The sequence below is a fragment of the Flavobacterium pallidum genome, assembly GCF_003097535.1.
GTDB classification, from domain to species: domain Bacteria; phylum Bacteroidota; class Bacteroidia; order Flavobacteriales; family Flavobacteriaceae; genus Flavobacterium; species Flavobacterium pallidum.
In genome coordinates this window covers 1,761,337-1,779,186 of the sequence record NZ_CP029187.1, presented here as the reverse complement: position 1 = coordinate 1,779,186, position 17,850 = coordinate 1,761,337, and the positions used below count along the sequence as shown (strand labels likewise).

Sequence of the window (17,850 nt, the reverse complement as noted above, 5' to 3'; positions counted from 1 at the left end):
CTTAGGCACTACAAGATGAAATTAAGAGCCGAAAATTTAGTCAAGACCTATAAAAAACGAAGCGTAGTAAAAGGCATTTCCGTAGAAGTGAACCAAGGGGAAATCGTCGGTTTACTGGGCCCGAACGGTGCCGGAAAAACCACGTCTTTTTACATGATCGTAGGGCTTGTCAAGCCAAACAGCGGCAACATATACCTCGACAATACCGACATCACCAATTACCCGATGTATAAAAGGGCGCAAAACGGCATCGGATACCTTGCGCAGGAAGCCTCTGTTTTTCGTAAATTAAGCATTGAAGACAATATCCTGAGCGTGTTGCAGCTTACAAATCTTTCAAAAGCGGAACAGGAAGCGAAAATGGAATCACTGATTGACGAATTCAGCCTCCAACACATCCGCACGAACCGCGGCGACCTGCTTTCCGGCGGGGAAAGACGCCGTACTGAAATTGCGCGCGCTTTGGCCACCGACCCAAAATTCATCCTGCTCGACGAACCTTTCGCCGGAGTCGACCCGGTAGCCGTTGAAGACATCCAGCGCATCGTAGCCAAACTTAAAAACAAGAACATCGGCATCCTCATTACAGACCATAACGTACAGGAAACCCTGGCGATTACCGATAAGACATACTTAATGTTCGAAGGCGGCATCCTGAAAGCCGGTGTCCCTGAAGAACTGGTACAGGACGAAATCGTGCGCCGTGTGTACCTTGGGCAGAACTTCGAGCTTCGCAAGAAGAAACTGGAATTCTGATTAAGGTTTCTGTTTGTCAGGTGATGCGGTCCGAAGTCCAATGAATACGCCTGTTGTGGTCTTCGGACGACCTGTTGTGGTCTTCGGACGGCGTGTTACAGGCTTCTGAGAATCCATTTAGGTTAACGGAATGCCTGATATGATTTGCGGACTGTAGAAAAACCAGCTTCGGAGAACAAAAAATAACCTTCGGAAAACGTGACCCGGGCTTCGTACGGCAGGAAACAGGCTTCGGAATGCCAACCGCCATCTACGGACAATACATTCCGGGAATCTGGGATATTTTACATCCCTATCCGCACAAAATCAAGCTGCACCGCATTTCCGTTAAACACATTCACATCCACATAGCCTTCAATGCCATCTGCCGCGGCTTTTTCTGTAAATTGCCAGAACAGCCAGTCTTTTTTTATCTTCTCTTCAAAGAAATTGTAGTTTGCGATCCAGAATTTGTAGCCATGAAAAGCGTCTTTCAGGAAGTCGTTGTAATATTTCTCCCCTGAATAAATGATTGGTTTTACGCCATAATGGCCTTCAATCTTACGCAGCCACCGCCTCAAACCTACTTTAAGGCTGTCGATGGATTGCCCTTTCGGCAGTTTTTCAATATCCAGGACCGGCGGCAAATCGCCACGCCTGAGTTGTACGGTCTGAATGAAAAGCTTCGCCTGCACGAGCGAATTTTCGTCAGGGCGGTAATAATGGTAGGCTCCCCGGATGAAATGATGGGCTTTCGCGGCTTTCCAGTTTTCGGAAAAAGTATTGTCGGCGCGGTCATCGCCAGCTGTGGCCCTGACCAGCACAAACCCGATCGGGAAATTATTTTCAATGGTACCGACCTGATCCCACACAATCTCCCCCTGGTATTCGGACACATCAATCCCCAGGACATTTCCGCTGTAACGGCTCATGATCTCGACATTACGGATCATTGAAACGCGACGTGCTTCCTTTTCCTGCTTGTCATTCACGTGGGACTTGAAACTGAAATAATAAGCCAATCCTTCCCGGTAATGGTAAGCGATCGCCATCAGCAACAGTATAATTACGAGCCCCGATAACCACGGTTTCCAGGCTTTGGATTTGCTTTTTCTGGAAGTCCTGCTTCGGGAAACGGTTTTTCTCATCATGAAAAAAAACTACACTTTCCGGAGTTTATTATTCAATATCGAAAGGAAGACATACGTAAGGATAATCAGCGGGATACCTAAATAAGTATAGAAAACCAGCATCAGCAGTGATAGCAGTAAAAATGAAATCTGGAGCAGGTTGTCCTTTATAGTCATTTTCTTGAATTTCAGTGAAAAGAGCGGAATCTCGGCATTCATAATAAAAGTACTGAACAAAGTAATCCCCAGCAGTACCCAGTGGTTGGTCAGTAATTCCAGCAACACCATCGAATCCCCCAACTTTACCAACGGAAGGCTCAGGATGAACAGGGCATTCCCGGGCGTCGGCATCCCGATGAATGAATCGGTCTGGCGCGTATCGATATTGAAATTTGCCAGGCGGTAGCAGGAGCCTAAAGTGATCAGGAATCCCAAATACGGAAACAGCGAATCTTCAGGCATCCCGGAGGCATTGCGCAGCAGGAAAAACATCGTTACCCCCGGTGTTACACCACTGGTAACCATATCGGCAAGTGAATCCAGCTGCAGCCCCAGCGGACTGGAGACTTTAAAAAGCCGGGCAAAAAAACCGTCAAAAAAATCAAGGAAAATACCCAACCCGACGAACAGGAATGCCATTTCAAAATGATCCGGATGTGTCGCCGTATCCTGGAAGGCATAAACGGTTGCGATGCATCCGCAGAAAAGATTTCCTAATGTAATCGTATTCGGAACGTGGGATTTGATGTTCATCTTCAAAATTTTGAAAACAAATTTAGTACAATAACTTTACCCCCGATACGTTTTTGAATAGAGTTTTACCGGATGTTTTGCGCAAGGCTGATATTTAGGGTGCTTCTGCCCGATGCTGCGTAAAAAATTTATATTTTTGACAAAAAAATTTCAGGCTGTGCCTGTTAAAAAAATCGCTTTGAAAAAATTTCTTATTTCCTTTTTACTGCTCACATTTTCTTTCACTAACGCACAGGCAGTCAGGAAATATTCCAATGAGTTTATGAATATCGGTGTTGATGCAGCCGCTTTGGGAATGTCGAATGCCGTTGTGGCCAGCACCGGCGATGTGAATTCCGGGTATTGGAACCCGGCTGGGCTGATTTCGGTAGAAGGCCAGCAGGCTGCACTGATGCATGCCAGTTATTTTGCCAATATTGCCCAATATGATTATGCCGCTTACGCAAAAAATATCGACGACCGCAGTGCCTGGGGCATTTCGCTGATCCGTTTCGGGGTGGATGATATCCTGAATACGACGCAATTGATTGATGCCGAAGGCAACATCGATTACAACCGCATCAGCCTGTTCTCGGCGGCTGATTATGGATTGACGCTTTCTTACGCACGAAAATTGAAGGTTCCGGGATTTCAATATGGCGTGAATGCGAAAGTGATCCGCCGTGTCATCGGGAAATTTGCAAGTTCGTGGGGATTTGGTTTTGATGTCGGATTGCAATTTGAAAGGAACGACTGGAAATTCGGGTTGATGGTGCGCGACATTACCACTACTTATAATGTCTGGGCGATTGATGAAGATGAATTCGCTAAAATCTCTGGCGCCATTCCCGGACAAAACCAGGAATTGCCTGAAAATTCCGAAATCACGCTGCCAAAAGCACAACTGGGAATGTCTAAAAAGTTTGAATTCCATAACGACACCAGCTTACTGGCTTCGGGGAACCTGAACATGCGTTTTGAGCAGACCAACGATATAATTTCCACGCAGGGATTGAGCATTGATCCGGCGCTGGGTTTTGAATATGGTTATAATGATCTGGTTTTCCTCCGCGCAGGTGTCGGGAATTTCCAGAATATCGAACAGATTGACGGTTCTAAGAAAGTCGGTTTCCAGCCAAATATTGGGCTTGGCTTCAAATACCGTGGCATCCAGGTGGATTATGCATTGACGGATTTAGGCGACCAGAGCGCCGCTTTATATTCGAATGTGTTTTCATTAAAAGTGGATTTATCGATCTTCAGCAGGTAATTAAACAGCAAAACAAATGCTTCGGAACAATACCATTCTTTATTTCTTATTGCTGATTTTACTTCCGGCCGCCGTTTTTCCACAATCAGGGTCTTTGTCAGCAAATGCCAAAATCAGTGTATTGACTTGTGACACGGGCAATGAATTGTATTCGCTTTTCGGGCATACCGCCATTCGGGTTGACGATCCCGTGAACAATATTGATGTGGTTTTTAATTATGGTGCGTTCGATTTCAGTACGCCGAATTTCTATTTAAAATTCACCAAAGGCGACCTGCAGTATTTTATCGTGACCAGTACGTTTGCCGATTTCTGCCAGCAATATATTTATGAAAACCGCGGGGTGTATGAGCAGGAATTGAACCTTACGCAGCCGCAGAAACAGAAAATATTCAATGAGCTTGTAGCGTCGTTATCGTCTGCTGATAAATATTATACGTATAAATTTATCGACCGGAATTGCACCACGAAAGTCGCTGACCGCATCAATGCCAATATTGACGGAAAATTATCATTGGACGTAAAAGGTTCTAAAGAAAGCAACCGCCGGATTATTTATGGTTATGTGCAAAATCAGTTTTACGAAAACCTTGGGATCAATATTATGTTTGGTGCAAGGACTGATGCAGATTTCTATAAGGTGTTCCTGCCGCTGCAATTACTGGAAAGCATCAGCAAAACCAAAAACGGTTCCCAGCCTTTGACCCATGGCGTAAAAACAATCAATAAACCATCCCTTGAAGCAAACGGTTTTTCATTCTGGAACAGCATCTGGAGCCTGATTGGCTTGCTGCTGCTGATCGTTTTGGTAAACCGGAAAATCATTACGCTGACGTTTTTAACGTTCCAGGCGTTGCTTGGGCTTTTCCTGATTTCGGCTGGAATATATTCACTTCATCATGAATTGACGTGGAATTACAACATTTTCCTTTTCAACCCGCTATTGCTGTTTACGGTTGCTTTGGTAATGAGGCAAAAAACAAAACGGGCCATACAATCGATTTATGTATGCCTTGCGATGCTGGCGGTGTATCTTATGTTCCTTTTGAATAAAGTACAATTGTGGATGTTCCTTCCAATGATCCTGGCCAATGCGGTATTGCTTTTAAGATTGCTTAAGCAGCAGATGAAATTACTGCCCGCGGTAAAATAACACCGTACTGAAGGTCTTGATCAGGATATTAAGATCCAGGAAAACACTCCTGTGCTTGATGTAATACAAATCATATTGCAGTTTGATAAGGCTGTCCGCCATGGTTTCCCCATACGCATAATTGACCTGTGCCCAGCCCGTCAAACCTGGCTTAATGACGTGGCGTGTTTCATAAAAGGGCATCACTTCGGCCAATTCCTGCACAAATACAGGGCGTTCGGGACGCGGCCCTATAAAACCCATATCGCCTTTTAGGATATTGATAAATTGCGGAATCTCATCAATGCGCGCTTTCCTTAAGAACTTCCCGAAAGGCGTCACGCGATGGTCGTTATTGGTTGCAAATACAGCGCCGTCCTGCTCAGCATTTTTTACCATCGTACGTAATTTATAAATCACGAACGGGAGGCCGTTTTTACCAACCCTGGTCTGGAGGTAAAACAATTTCCCTTTGTTTCCAATGAAATTACCGATCCAGATGAATGGCAATAACAGCACACCGATACAGATGCCGACGAGTGCCAGAGTGATTTCCAGAGCCCGGACGACTAAAAGATACAGTTTATTTTGGTTGTTGCGGCTGAAAGGAAAATAGCGGTAGAAATCCTTATCGAAATGCTGAATCGGAATGCGCTGCGTAATGGTTTCATATACCTGTGTATATTCCCTGATGGTAAATCCGCTTTCGAGCATGTACAGCAGCTTATTGTAGAGTGGCACGGTCATGCCGTCAGTTTTCTGGGAAGCGATTACGATTTCTGAAACGGAATTTGCTTTCACGAAATCGTCAAGCTCCTCAATCCTAAGGTTGGTCACATAGTCATACCTGAAAGTATCATTTTCATGGGAATCCGAATTCAGGTAAGCGATGATGCGGTAATGTGGGTCGATATTTTCGAGGCCTGTGACCAATTCCTCGACCTGTTCACGGTCGCATATCAGCAGCACTTTTTTCTCAAACCGGTAGGAGGCCAGAAAAGCCTGGTAAAATATCCTCCAAAAAAGCAATCCGCAGAAAATGGCGAGGAAAAAATATAAGATCTGCAACCTGTTCAATGGCAGGAAAGGCGTGAAAACGGGTGTCAGCAGATAAAATAATGACGTAATGCAGGAAGTGAGTACAATGCTGCGCAATACCTGGAGCTGGTTACTGGCGACCTGGAGGTTGTACATTTCGAAAACTGTCCCGAACACATTGATATATATCCCGAGTACTACAATCCAGTAGAAATTCTGTGCCGAGAAATCAAAGTATTTGAAATTGAATAAATAATCCACCACATACAGCGAAAAAACGATGGACAGCACATCAAAAAGGCGAAGAAGAATTTTTCTTTCCGAAATTTCAAAGTGTATTTCTTTACCGGATCGCATTTGTTGGAAAATTAAAAACGAATATGCCGCAATTTAACCTTTTCGGACGAATAAGATTTAAGCTTACGTTTAAACTTAGCGGCTTTTACTAACACGTTATGAACGACTGCTATCTTAAGTGTTTAACTGCTCTTGGTTTTTTCCGTGGAGAATAACCCATTTCGACCTTGAGCAATGAGAGTGAATATACAAAGGCAGGGGCGGCTATCCGCATCGCCGCATGGTTTATGGTAAGGAGCCAGAAAAAAAGAATAGGGAACATGAAAAAATTCGCCCGATTGTCCAGATGAAGAATTATAGGTGTGACAAAGAGTATCAGTAACATCAAAATCCCCAGTGATCCGTGTTCAGCCAATAATCTCGTAATTTCATTGTGTGAGGCGGCATTTATTCCTGTTTCAGCTTCCCGGATTTCTATGGATTTCCCTACACCAACCCCCAGGATTGGGTTTTCGTAAAATGCATTTAATTCTGTCTTGGCCAAATCTTCGCGGCCTGTGAATTTACTTTCCTTTACCCTCCCTGCCGCATCTTTATTGGCGTAACGGTTTTCTATGAGACCATTTGTCTGGGAAATACTATATGTCCAAATTAAAAAAGCGCATACCAGGGTACCTACTATGAAATAATGCATTTTAACCTTAGCCTTACCCTTACTTCGAGAATAAACGCCGAAAATTAATAACACAATCATAGCAATGGCGGTAATTACGCCTCCTCTTGAAAATGTCACGATTCCCCTGAAGGCAATTGTGCAGGCTATCAAAATATTTATGAGTACCATAAAGTTGGTTTTTGACTGCAGGATAGCCCTGAGGACAAAAATAAAAATCCCTATTCCCAATGCTGTTGATACCTGATTAGGCCCGAATCCGCCTGAAGTCATAGCATTGGAGTCGGTACCCGTAATCACATCCCTGACACTTGGGTTATAAAGAAAGAGGTAAACCGTAAGGCATATGATGGGCATCCCTAAGGCCAGCAGGATTTTATGCATCTGCTCATATGTTATCATACGCTTATAAGTGTACAATGAACAAACACCGAGGCATAATGGTCCTGAAATTACGAACGAAATGATTTTCCTGTCTTCCATAGAGGAATTCAAAACGAAGGCGGCAATGATAACACTTGGGATTAGCAAAAGTAGATAAATCCAATATGGAATCGCATTCTTTGAAAAACCACTGTAAAACATCCCGATGAAAATCATCAATGACACACCATATTTCGCAAATTCGTATATAATCAAACCATCTGTACATCGTAAAAAAACCTCAAGCCCAGTGATGTATGCTGCTACTATTAGGACTTCATTTCCCTTATTCCGCTTCTTCACTACATAAATTATTCCCCAAAAAAGGACAAATAATGACAATACCTTTGCGAGGAAAGGAAGCAAAAATACTATAATGGCAATGGCTACATGAATTAAGAGGAGCGGAACGTAGCGGATTGTTTTTTCATTCATTGCAAATATTTTTTAACCAGTCAATGTAGGACTGGATTACCGTATCATCCGAATGCTTCTCCTGCACAGTGGCATGGAGGTTTTCACCAAATTTCAGTCGCAGGGCTTGATTCCCGGCCAACGCTTTGATTGCCTCTACAAAACCTGCGACATCATCGGGTTTTATGATAAACCCTGAATAATCATTAACCACAATTGCTTTGATTTCCCCAACATTTGTAACTACAACCGCTTTTTTTGCAAAGCCATATTCCAATAACGATACAGGCAGCCCTTCCGATGAGGAAGTCAGTATGCAAATTTCCGATTGTCCAATAACATGGCTGACATCGTGTATTGAACCATAAAGGTACACCTGTTCAGAAAGGTTATGGGTAGCAACCATTCGTTTTATGGCATCAGAATAATGATCTTCAAAATCTTTTCCCACCAGATGAAAACTCCATTCCGGAAGCTGGCTTCTTAGCAGCAATGCTACCTCAATGAGCATCTGGTGATTTTTCTGCGGCCGTAAGTTAGCAAGGCAGAGGATCCTTTTCCCTTCAATTCCTTTCAGGATCGTAAACTTCCCGGTAGGTTCCTGCGGCCTGAAAAAATTAGGAAGGTAAATTACATTTTTACAATAAAGATGGGCCGCATCCCAGGTTTTCAATAGTTCATTAACGGTGATGATGCCGGAAAAAAAAATTGACGCAATCCTGAGCATACCTGCCTTTCGTTGGTCCAGGAATTCACTCATGCCATCATGGTCGTGCCATATGATCTTGATGCGGGGATGAATCATTTTAACCATGCAGGCAATCGCATACGAGCTACTGTGGGCATGAAGGAACTCCACCTGGTGCGACTCACAGAATTTTTTTAGCTTCCATACAGCCTTGAAATCAAACGTACGCTTCCTATTAAGAAAAAGATAAGGCATATTGGGATTTAAGTGCGCTTTAAGGCTTCCTTCCCTGCGGGTGGCCACAATTCCGGAAAAATCCAATTTTGACGATAGCGCGTTGGCATAATTCACCGCCATCATTTCAGCACCTCCAGCCTCGAGCGAATCTATTACCTGTAGTATTCTCATGATTATTGCAGCAGCTTTTTTATTTCAGTTTCAAAAACTTCAGTAGTAAATTGTCTGGACCAGGCCGCTGCGTCCACACCTTTGCCAATAAAATTGTCAGGATTGTCCAACAATGCCGTTACAGATTGACCATCTTTTATTAAATCCATGGAAAGCAACAGGCCACGTTTCCCATGCCCGAGCATCATTGGAACACAGGAAACGCTGGTCGCAAGTGGCACACATCCCCAAAACATTCCCTCAGCAACGGCTTTAGGCCAACCTTCACTATCGGAAGGCAGTATTACAAATTGTGCCTGTATAAACGCCTCTTTCAAAATTTCCTTACTTTGATTGCCATGCAGCTTAATCTGGTTTTCGAGCCTGTTGGCTGTAATAAATTCACTTATAGGTTGATATAAAGGGCCATCGCCGTATAAATCGAGCCTGACCTGTTTGCCCTGTTCATGAAGTATCTTTACCAAATTTACGGCATATTTGGGATTTTTCCCTGAAACCAGTCCCCCGGCAAATACAAACTTTAAGATATTTACCGTCTCCTGATGCAGTGGCTTGACTTCATTTTCACTATAAGTAGCCGTAAAGAAAGGCTTGATATTTTTACCCGAATCGGGCCATTCGCCATAAACCAAAACCTTGATATTCCTGGTCAGGAAAGTATTGTTGAGAATCCGGCGCTGCAATTTGTAACTCCAAGGCTGCCGGGAATCAGGATCCCAGTTTCCCGCATATTTGGCTGTTTTCTTCTTTAATGGAAATAAAATCTGAACCAAACAACCGATGAGCCCCATATTTCCGGGACACCTAAGGTGTATATGATCGGCACGACGCATTGCAAAAAACATCCTGAATGTAATTTTGGGCATTGAGATCAATGCGTTCAAAATCGATGTCAATCCGAGTAAATTGAATGACGGAACGGCTTTAAAGCAAATATCGCTGTGGTCATAATTTTGGTCTACGGCCGTTAGCGGCTCACTGGACAAGGGTGCGATGACAATTAGTTTATCGACATACTTGAGCCAGATATTCATTTCACGCACATACGGTGCATAACCATAGTATTGTCCGTTGACATATTTATGCGGTACATGGGAAACGATTAAAAACTTCATGAAATTGTTATTTCTTCTGCATCAACATCGTCAAATGCATACAGCGGAACAATACTGCATCATTTCTTTCCGAATTTTCCCAATCCTGTTGATGCCATTTTTGACCAATGTTTACTTTTCTGGCGCTGCCGATCGGGAGGATGTTCAAAAGCGTGATCCATTTTGACTTCCCTAAGATACCGTGCCTTTCCACGATATTAAATTCCTTACTCAACTTGTAATATACCTTTTTTGTAAATGGCCATTCCCAATCGGCATCTGACTGAAATGGCCTGTATAATGTCCTGAGGATCCAAATCGGTTTGCTGGTTTGTAGTGGGTCGTAGCTGATGATCTGCCCTTTTGCACTTAATTTCTCATTCAGCCTGCTTATCAGGATATCAATGCTAGGGAAGTGATGCAACACACCATAGGCATAGATCAAGTCAAAATCCTTTTCGCTGAATTCTTCCGAAAGAAAGTCTACTGCCTCAGCCTTTGCACCAGGAAACGACTGGATTTTTTCCTTCAATCGCTCAATTGCCTGATCGCTCAGGTCGATCCCTGTATAGCTTTTCGAGTTTTTTGCGAGAAATGTAGAGAGATTGTTACCGGAAAAGCATCCCAGGTCGAGTACCTTTTTTTGCGACAAATCGCCAAACCAGACTTTATGCAGGCCATAAACCTGGTCCTGTACGCCGATATTTTTCCTGATTTTATTAAGCAGCCCGTTTCGGAAACCTGCCCACATGCGTGTCAGGAAATTCTGCTTCACATTATTGTAAAAATCTTTCTGCTTTTTATTGATTTCAAGGATTTCGGAAGTTGTTTTCATCTTGTTGTGATACAGCGTTATTACTAATATTCATGCTGCGGATTATACACCTTATTAAGGATGGTAAATATATCGTTAAATTCAACAATTGGCAATTTTATGCCTCATTTGATTGGACCTGTCAATCTAAACTCCGCGAAAAGCAGCTACGATACAAAAAAGGATACCGAGTACAAATGTACCATTGAATAGCAACAACCTCTGCTTTTGCGGAACGTATTTCAGAAAGTCCAGCGCATAAAATATGTATACAGCCAACATGGCGTGCATCCATCTGAATTCCATTAACTTAACCGCAAAGAACATATATATGAATAAAGCTGAAAAATAGAAGCATATTATAAATCCCGCTTTCCTTCGATAGTCTTGATCGGAATATTTTTTTCTTACGAATGGCAATAGGAGCAAAAACGGAAAGAACAAGTATAAATATCTGAACGAGGAATAAATTGAAATACTTCCCATTCTCAGCATTTGTCTTGAATATAATCCAGGTTCCCTTATCAGCAAATCAAAATGATTTTTTGGAAATACATGATCAGGATTCATTTTTTTGAAATTCATGACCTCCGCAGAAGACAACCATTGTGTACGTGGGATTTCGCCTGCATCCCACTTTTTTGCCATGAGATAATTCATTTCAAACCAATTGGTACCTACACTTTCCGGAATTTCTTTGACATCCAATACAATATTCCCTTTTTCGGTTATTGGATATAAATTGATTGCTGCGGTAAATGCTGCAAAAAAAACTCCCGTTAGAAGCAATGGTTTTCCGATTAATGCTTTTCTGTAAAACAATAATAATGTCAATAAAAAAGCTACCATCATGACCAGAAAAGTAGGTCTTGCTGTAAATGCTAATGCAAAAAACAGCCCGATAAGCCATACTTTTTTATCGCGTGCGTGATTGAATATAATCTCGATCAACATTATAAACCCTATGACGGTGAAAAAAGTTGAAGTCATGTCCGGTGTCCCTTGAAAATGCCCGCGGATGATCGTTACCACCGCAAAGAATATATTAAAGAGGGCAAAATCATTCCAAAATTTAGGGTTTTCAGTAAATATTGTCGATTTATGCTTTCTGAAATAAAAAAATAAGAATAGTACTAAAGCCATTCCAAAGATGAGGCTCACAATCCTGTTGCTCAAAGCCGCGTCTTTAATGAAGAAATCCAGTATGCAACCCAAAAATGTATATGGCTGGCTGAAAGAACCTGAGATATACGACCATGATACATTTCCTTGTGAAACCTGTCTTAAGTATCCCCCTTCATCAGCATTTGATAGTGGATTTAAAAAAAAGAATTTAAAATTTACAAATTGCAAACCCAAGTTGGCCAAGAGAAAAAGCACATTCAACAGCGGGAATAATTTCGTATTAATTTTTGCCATCATAATGAATTGGTTTATTGAATATTAAAATCAACCAGCCTGAAAACCTGCCCATTGATTCCTGAAATGCAGCTTTCGTTTCTTTTGTATTGAGTATGTTGCTACATCTGATCAATGCTAAAAGTAGTGTGATTACATTCCATTTTATCCTGGTCCGGAACGAAGGATTGGGATTTTTTACACGCCACACATACCATCCGTTTCGCACTACCATTTTCCCATACCTGTAATGATTGGGTCGTCCGGATGGATTGTGAAAATGATTGAGCTGCACCTTGGTATTAATGACATTGCGTCCGAATTGCAACGCCCTGATACAAAAATCTGCATCCTCATAAAGTCCGTAACCTTCAAAATATTTTGAAAAACTGATATTTTCAAAAACAATGCGGCGGAACGCAAACGACAGTCCGATTAAAAGGTGTGCATCATAAATTTTGCCCGTCAACGGAAATCCGCAGGTTCTGCCATGAAAAAAATCCGGCAGCATTCCGGGCCCCAAATCACTTTGCAATCCCAAATAATTCCTGACGATGTTACGCTGAGATTCTTTATAAACATACCCATCAAAACTATAGCTCTTTTTAGGATTATACAATATTCCTGGCTGCTGCAACTCCCACCTGTTTTCGTTTACCGCTATCCCCCCTACGCCGGTAATGTCCGGATTTTGCGCAAAGGTATTCCTCAGGTGTTCAAAATAATCAGGCATCAAAACGGTATCATCGTCAAGAAAAGCTATAAATTCATGTTCAGGATGGGTCAGGCTTATGCCAAAATTCCTTTGCCTGGTCAAACCCCGATGCTCGGCCGGCACTAAAAAGTAACGAAGGTTTTTGAAAGTATTTTTGGCAATTGCCTGCTGCGTCTCATTATTGCCCGAGCCGTCAATAACAAGGATTTCATCAGGATGGACGCTTTGATTTTGAACCGATTCCAATAATGTCAGTAAAGGACCAGGACGCATGTATGTGCATATGATAAGCGTAAACTTCATGTATTTAATTGTTTAACCGGTTCAGCTCCGGGTTTTTCTTCAATTCTTCAGCCCAAAAAACACTGCTGTCCCATTGTTTTTGAAACCTGCGGTAATATGCCCACGGATTTTTTATACGCTGAATACGGTAATATTTGAAAAATAATGTCGTCTTGTAACTTCTTTGCTGTTGTGGTGTATAATGCAAAAGCATATGCAGCATGATTGTTGGCGAAGGTTTGGGTTGAATTTCATCAGCATGCCATGCCAAACGTTTCTTAATCCTGAATCCTCCAGCCGGAGCCTTTAAATGCAGGATATCCGGTGTTGGAAAAAACAGGATATCGCAGCCTGAGTTTCGCAATTGCATCCCAAAATCCGCATCTTCGCCAAAACCGAATTCATATCCAGGATTAAATTGAAGGCCTTTTAAAAATCGACTAAAAACAAAACTGCAGCCCGACCCGAAACTATGCCACTGAAAAATATGCCTGTAAGTTGAAACCTGTCCTTTAAGCAGGCAGTTTACCGATACCGCTTGGGCCTCGGAATGCAGCATTTTTTTTAAAACGTCACTCATAAAATCGCTTTCAATCCGGATATCGTCATCTGCAAAAAACACCAGATCTGCATCGACATGCTCCAAAGCAATATTTCGCGCATTGCAGGCTCCGGATTGATGCGTAAATATATGCTTGATGGGGAAAGGCCAGGCTTCGTTCGCAATAAAATCCAGTTCGGAATGGCTTTCAACATCCGGATTTTGCTCGATAACAATTACTTTCGCAGGCATTTTACTTTGAATGGAAAGATCTTTCAAGATATCATACACATGATCTTTCCTGCCAATCGTCGGGATGATGACATCGATACAGGCACTTTCCGGTGCGATTTTACTGCTGGTTTTTGAATTGTCAAAATGAATGTCCGTTACCCTTTTTTTCCTGTATAACAAAGATTTTAAGAAAGCAAGGACGGGCAACTTCCTTTCATAGATCCAAATATTTAAAAATAATAAGATCACCCATTGCTTTTTGTAATGCTGACTTACGAATCGGAAAAGTTCCGAATTCCCGGAAGCCACGGAACCTGTAGTGTTTTTGTACTTCAAAAGTCCGGGTTCAGCATAACATAACAACCCGGATGGCATAAATCTTTTGGCAGTAGAATTCAGAAAATAATCCAATCCTTCTTGTAAGGAACTGTATTTCCTGACACTGTTAAAAACACCAGCATGAGCCGCACCCGCGTCGCCCGACATCAGCCAGGTGGGATAAACGACATCCTTTTTGACGTTGATAAAAGGCGATTCCTCCACATAGCCTATACGGTTGCCTAAATAAAAATCCGTTCCGGGATTGCAGGAAATGAGCTTGTTTTTTGCAGACAAAAAACTTTCAATATCCTGTGTATTGAAATGGTCTTTCAATCCGGAATTACACCACGCCAGGATCTCATCCGGGTACTGCTTTGCCAGGTCAAAAATGCATTTAACCACAGGCTGATCCACGCCAATATCTATTTTGGCCCCATTGGCAAAACACGCTTCCGCCCGATCATTACTATGGTAAATGACTATCAAATATCTTTATTTTATAGCAGGTCCTGCAAACGTAATGATTTCGTTGCCCCTGAACCTTACTGTTTTAAAAGGATAATCCAAACGCCTGAAAAAATCTTCCACTTTAATATAAGTCATTTCCCCATTGACCATATGGTATGATGCAATGGCAAAATTCGGCGACAATTCCGCAATTGTTTTCTTACACCCATCGAGCGCTTCAATCTCTGCACCTTCGATATCCATTTTAATGAAATCCAGGCGCCCGATATTGTTGGTTTCGCACCATGAATCGATGGTAACCGCGTCTTTTTGGACGCATTTTGCGTCATCAGGGACATAAATTGCCGATGATGCTACGGTACCGGCTTCATAAAACCCAATCTTTTTGTTTTCGTTCCACAACAGCAACTCTTCAATCCTGATGTTTTTGGGAAAATTCTCGTTCAAGGCCATATTCTCGGATATCCTTTTGATATTGATGCTGTCAGGCTCAAAAGCGTAAACTTTTCCGTTTTGTCCCGCATAGGCTGAAAAAAGGACAGTAAGATGCCCGCAGTTTGCTCCGGCATCAATCACAACATCACCATCCTTTACATTGTAAAAATGTTGGTAATAGTTAAAATCATCGGCGATGTGGTATAACGCTTCATGTGTAAAAAGCGTAATATCTTTATAGGTTGTCCTGTAAATGGTTCCCGGCAAACCTGTTTTTAAACCAAAACTGATGTTTTTAGGCTTCAGGGCGTTGTAAAAAAACAGTTTGATTTTGTCTTTCAGTATGCCTTTCGGGAAAAAAAAACTGATAATTTTCTTAACTTTTTTATTCATTCTGCTCTGAATTTTTCATAATAAAGAATATTTTGCTGAAGCACGACCTTTGAATCAAAACATTTTTGCACCTTCTCGCGGGCATTCATCCCTAAATCATGTTGCAGTTTTTTATCTTGTAAAATAGCAATGATCTTCTCAGCATACATCATGTGATTTGACGGATCTACTAAAAAACCATCAGTCCCATCGACAATCATTTCCGTGGCCCAGCCAATATCCGATGCGACAATCGCCTTTCCCATAGCCATCGCTTCGAGCCATGATAAGGGCAGCGCTTCCGCGAAAGATGGAAAAACACACACAGCCGCATTTTCGATATAAGAACGGATTTGCATGTAAGGCTTTGGACCATGGTAGACCGTATTTTGCAGCGCCTTTTCTGAAAAAAGATCCTGCATCATTGTCCATGTTGAAGCATTGCCCGATATCATATCGGGAGCGTCCTGCCCTATGATAATCAATCCTGCGTCAGGAATTTCTTCGATGACTTTATTGAATATTAGCGGCAGTTCCAACAATCCTTTTTTTCTTATGATCGTTCCGAAATATAAGATATCTTTTGAGGAATTCCCTTTTGCTGAAGCATCGAAATAATGGGAATCAATACCATTAGGAATAACCGTAAAATTTAAATTAATCCCAAAAATTTTATTGGTAAGATCGCCTGTAAACTGACTTACAGCAATGACACCGTCTGCATTTTGAAGTGCTTTCTTCTCGTGAAAGCGATTCATAAATTTCACTTTCCGGCCGTCAAGATGGCAAAAATAAGTATCAGAACCATTCTGCCGGATGATAATCGGGCAACGTGTCCTAATAAACGAAGTAATGCCGGTCCAATCTGGCGCTTCAACAACATCTATTTTCTTATCGTTGTAAAGTCTATTAATCAGTTTCTGTATCTTCTTCCTGGTCAGCAGCCATGAAATCCCTTTCAGCTTTACATTTTTAATGCAGTGAAACTGTATGCCATTTTCTTCAAAAAACGCATCCCTTTCCTGCCCGTAAACCAGTACGACCGCCTGATGCCCGTCTTCAACCAGTGCATGTGCCAGATTTTTGATACCGGTCCCGATGCCGCCGGACCTTCCGAATTTCGGATGGGGGTATTCAGGTGTCAGGAATGCCATTTTCATGAGAGCAATTTAACATAATTTTCGACCATGAAATCCAATGTCAATGCATTTGTTCGTGGATTTTTCGCTAACCCGTTTTTAATGGATTTTCGCTGCAGGACAATATCTGACAAAATCATTTCCAAACCGGCAGTATCCCCGGGGTTGTATAAAAAACCATTGACATCCGCTTCGACCAGGTTCAAAACATTCCCCTGGCCTATGGTGGTGATTACAGGCAAGTTGCTCATGAGGCTTTCCACGACAGTGTAGCAAAAAGTTTCGGCATGGGACGGATGGATGAGATAGTCGTAATCAGCATAAATTTCATGGAGATTCGATACACTTCCCCTGAAATCAAAAAATGCGTTTACCGAAAGTTGATCCACCATTTCCCGCAGCTGCTGTTCATAAGGACCTGCACCGTAAATATCAATTTTAAAATCCGGCTTTTCCGGTAAATTTGCGACGGCTGAAATAAGGTCCTGAATCCCTTTACTTTCACGCAGGTGCGATGCTGTAATGAATTTTCCCTTATAGTTGAAATCGGTTTTCTTTCGGAAATTTTCAGGATTGAGCCCATTGAAAATAATGATGCTTTTTGAAGTTATGAAGCGCCCAAAATCAAAAATAAGGTCTTTTCTGGTCTGTTCAGAAACGGCTACAAACACATCGGTGTATCTTGAATACAGCAATCCCTTCACTTTTTTTTCCAGCTTTTTTTTGAATGGGTAGCCCGCCAAAGGCCTGGGATTATGATCTACCGCGATGATCTTTGCATGGGTAAGTTCTTTGATGCGTTTCGACGATTTCGTACAAAGCTCCACAAAATGCATCATTACGTGCGAATATTGCTTATTATTTTGCTCTATCTCTTTTATAAAAAATACTTCGGGGTGATTTCCTGATGCTATAATATTCAGTTTGCCATAATGGCCGTGGCTTCCCATGTTTGGAAAAAACCAATCCACCTCAATGCCATTCTCTTTGCATTTTTTATCAAACAGCCAGAAAAAATAATCCATTCCGCCGATGCGTTCCGGAAGCAGTTTATAATTGCAAATGACAGCGATATTGGATACTCGATTCATATAGAA

At 42.1% G+C, this 17,850-nt stretch carries 16 protein-coding genes; 3 read left to right on the top strand and 13 right to left on the bottom strand.

All coding sequences use genetic code 11. From position 1 onward, the window contains the following. Positions 1 to 15: 15 nt before the first annotated feature. The gene (gene lptB, locus HYN49_RS07120) at positions 16 to 756 is read left to right on the top strand and encodes an LPS export ABC transporter ATP-binding protein (protein ID WP_108903474.1); all 741 of its coding nucleotides are present in this window, start codon (positions 16 to 18) and stop codon (positions 754 to 756) included. 284 nt (positions 757 to 1,040) lie between these two features. Here the strand turns inward: lptB and HYN49_RS07115 are convergent, their stop codons facing one another. Then, complete coding sequence (locus HYN49_RS07115) at positions 1,041 to 1,886, bottom strand: glycoside hydrolase family 25 protein (RefSeq protein ID WP_108903473.1); 846 nt, start codon at positions 1,884 to 1,886, stop codon at positions 1,041 to 1,043. Positions 1,887 to 1,895: 9 nt separating this feature from the next. Beyond that, the gene (locus HYN49_RS07110) at positions 1,896 to 2,618 is read right to left on the bottom strand and encodes a CDP-alcohol phosphatidyltransferase family protein (RefSeq protein WP_108903472.1); all 723 of its coding nucleotides are present in this window, start codon (positions 2,616 to 2,618) and stop codon (positions 1,896 to 1,898) included. 178 nt (positions 2,619 to 2,796) lie between these two features. On the opposite strand from HYN49_RS07110, the gene HYN49_RS07105 reads away from it, so the two are divergent. Then, a complete protein-coding gene (locus HYN49_RS07105) occupies positions 2,797 to 3,867 on the top strand; it encodes a putative type IX sorting system protein PorV2 (protein ID WP_108904983.1) in 1,071 nt (356 codons plus the stop codon). Positions 3,868 to 3,883: 16 nt separating this feature from the next. Further along, positions 3,884 to 5,020 carry an Lnb N-terminal periplasmic domain-containing protein gene (locus tag HYN49_RS07100; RefSeq protein ID WP_108903471.1) on the top strand — a complete coding sequence of 379 codons (1,137 nt, stop codon included), beginning with the start codon at positions 3,884 to 3,886 and terminating at the stop codon, positions 5,018 to 5,020. On the opposite strand, the gene HYN49_RS07095 is transcribed toward HYN49_RS07100, so the two are convergent. The 11 genes from HYN49_RS07095 to HYN49_RS07045 all read right to left on the bottom strand — a co-directional run bounded on the left by HYN49_RS07095 (position 5,000) and on the right by HYN49_RS07045 (position 17,844). Further along, entirely contained in the window at positions 5,000 to 6,394 is a 1,395-nt protein-coding gene (locus tag HYN49_RS07095) for a sugar transferase (RefSeq protein WP_108903470.1), read from the bottom strand. The genes HYN49_RS07100 and HYN49_RS07095 overlap by 21 nt on opposite strands. A 109-nt stretch (positions 6,395 to 6,503) precedes the next feature. Beyond that, complete coding sequence (locus HYN49_RS07090) at positions 6,504 to 7,865, bottom strand: O-antigen ligase family protein (RefSeq protein WP_108903469.1); 1,362 nt, start codon at positions 7,863 to 7,865, stop codon at positions 6,504 to 6,506. Next, complete coding sequence (locus tag HYN49_RS07085; RefSeq protein ID WP_108903468.1) at positions 7,858 to 8,940, bottom strand: glycosyltransferase family 4 protein; 1,083 nt, start codon at positions 8,938 to 8,940, stop codon at positions 7,858 to 7,860. The genes HYN49_RS07090 and HYN49_RS07085 overlap by 8 nt, the downstream gene beginning before the upstream one ends. A 2-nt stretch (positions 8,941 to 8,942) precedes the next feature. Beyond that, entirely contained in the window at positions 8,943 to 10,055 is a 1,113-nt protein-coding gene (locus tag HYN49_RS07080) for a glycosyltransferase (protein WP_108903467.1), read from the bottom strand. 7 nt (positions 10,056 to 10,062) lie between these two features. Then, positions 10,063 to 10,869, bottom strand: coding sequence for a class I SAM-dependent methyltransferase (locus HYN49_RS07075; protein ID WP_108903466.1), 807 nt, complete (start codon positions 10,867 to 10,869; stop codon positions 10,063 to 10,065). Positions 10,870 to 10,995: 126 nt separating this feature from the next. Next, positions 10,996 to 12,270: a hypothetical protein gene (locus HYN49_RS07070; RefSeq protein WP_108903465.1), complete on the bottom strand. Its 1,275-nt coding sequence runs from the start codon at positions 12,268 to 12,270 to the stop codon at positions 10,996 to 10,998. Further along, positions 12,254 to 13,264: a glycosyltransferase family 2 protein gene (locus tag HYN49_RS07065; RefSeq protein ID WP_108903464.1), complete on the bottom strand. Its 1,011-nt coding sequence runs from the start codon at positions 13,262 to 13,264 to the stop codon at positions 12,254 to 12,256. Before HYN49_RS07065 ends, HYN49_RS07070 begins: the two co-directional genes overlap by 17 nt. 4 nt (positions 13,265 to 13,268) lie before the next feature. Further along, positions 13,269 to 14,825: a glycosyltransferase family 2 protein gene (locus tag HYN49_RS07060; RefSeq protein ID WP_108903463.1), complete on the bottom strand. Its 1,557-nt coding sequence runs from the start codon at positions 14,823 to 14,825 to the stop codon at positions 13,269 to 13,271. 6 nt (positions 14,826 to 14,831) lie between these two features. After that, positions 14,832 to 15,635: an FkbM family methyltransferase gene (locus tag HYN49_RS07055; protein ID WP_108903462.1), complete on the bottom strand. Its 804-nt coding sequence runs from the start codon at positions 15,633 to 15,635 to the stop codon at positions 14,832 to 14,834. Next, the gene (locus HYN49_RS07050) at positions 15,632 to 16,774 is read right to left on the bottom strand and encodes a glycosyltransferase family 4 protein (RefSeq protein WP_108903461.1); all 1,143 of its coding nucleotides are present in this window, start codon (positions 16,772 to 16,774) and stop codon (positions 15,632 to 15,634) included. The genes HYN49_RS07055 and HYN49_RS07050 overlap by 4 nt, the downstream gene beginning before the upstream one ends. Beyond that, positions 16,771 to 17,844, bottom strand: a complete 1,074-nt coding sequence (locus HYN49_RS07045; protein ID WP_108903460.1) for a glycosyltransferase family 4 protein — start codon at positions 17,842 to 17,844, stop codon at positions 16,771 to 16,773. The genes HYN49_RS07050 and HYN49_RS07045 overlap by 4 nt, the downstream gene beginning before the upstream one ends. Between the last annotated feature and the right edge of the window lie 6 nt (positions 17,845 to 17,850).

Bases quoted from the DNA above. Each gene is read 5' to 3' on its own strand.
- lptB (WP_108903474.1), top strand. From the start codon at position 16: ATGAAATTAAGAGCCGAAAATTTAGTCAAGACCTATAAAAAACGAAGC.
- HYN49_RS07115 (WP_108903473.1), bottom strand. From the start codon at position 1,886: ATGATGAGAAAAACCGTTTCCCGAAGCAGGACTTCCAGAAAAAGCAAA.
- HYN49_RS07110 (WP_108903472.1), bottom strand. From the start codon at position 2,618: ATGAACATCAAATCCCACGTTCCGAATACGATTACATTAGGAAATCTT.
- HYN49_RS07100 (WP_108903471.1), top strand. From the start codon at position 3,884: ATGCTTCGGAACAATACCATTCTTTATTTCTTATTGCTGATTTTACTT.
- HYN49_RS07095 (WP_108903470.1), bottom strand. From the start codon at position 6,394: ATGCGATCCGGTAAAGAAATACACTTTGAAATTTCGGAAAGAAAAATT.
- HYN49_RS07090 (WP_108903469.1), bottom strand. From the start codon at position 7,865: ATGAATGAAAAAACAATCCGCTACGTTCCGCTCCTCTTAATTCATGTA.
- HYN49_RS07085 (WP_108903468.1), bottom strand. From the start codon at position 8,940: ATGAGAATACTACAGGTAATAGATTCGCTCGAGGCTGGAGGTGCTGAA.
- HYN49_RS07080 (WP_108903467.1), bottom strand. From the start codon at position 10,055: ATGAAGTTTTTAATCGTTTCCCATGTACCGCATAAATATGTCAACGGA.
- HYN49_RS07075 (WP_108903466.1), bottom strand. From the start codon at position 10,869: ATGAAAACAACTTCCGAAATCCTTGAAATCAATAAAAAGCAGAAAGAT.
- HYN49_RS07070 (WP_108903465.1), bottom strand. From the start codon at position 12,270: ATGATGGCAAAAATTAATACGAAATTATTCCCGCTGTTGAATGTGCTT.
- HYN49_RS07065 (WP_108903464.1), bottom strand. From the start codon at position 13,264: ATGAAGTTTACGCTTATCATATGCACATACATGCGTCCTGGTCCTTTA.
- HYN49_RS07055 (WP_108903462.1), bottom strand. From the start codon at position 15,635: ATGAATAAAAAAGTTAAGAAAATTATCAGTTTTTTTTTCCCGAAAGGC.
- HYN49_RS07050 (WP_108903461.1), bottom strand. From the start codon at position 16,774: ATGAAAATGGCATTCCTGACACCTGAATACCCCCATCCGAAATTCGGA.
- HYN49_RS07045 (WP_108903460.1), bottom strand. From the start codon at position 17,844: ATGAATCGAGTATCCAATATCGCTGTCATTTGCAATTATAAACTGCTT.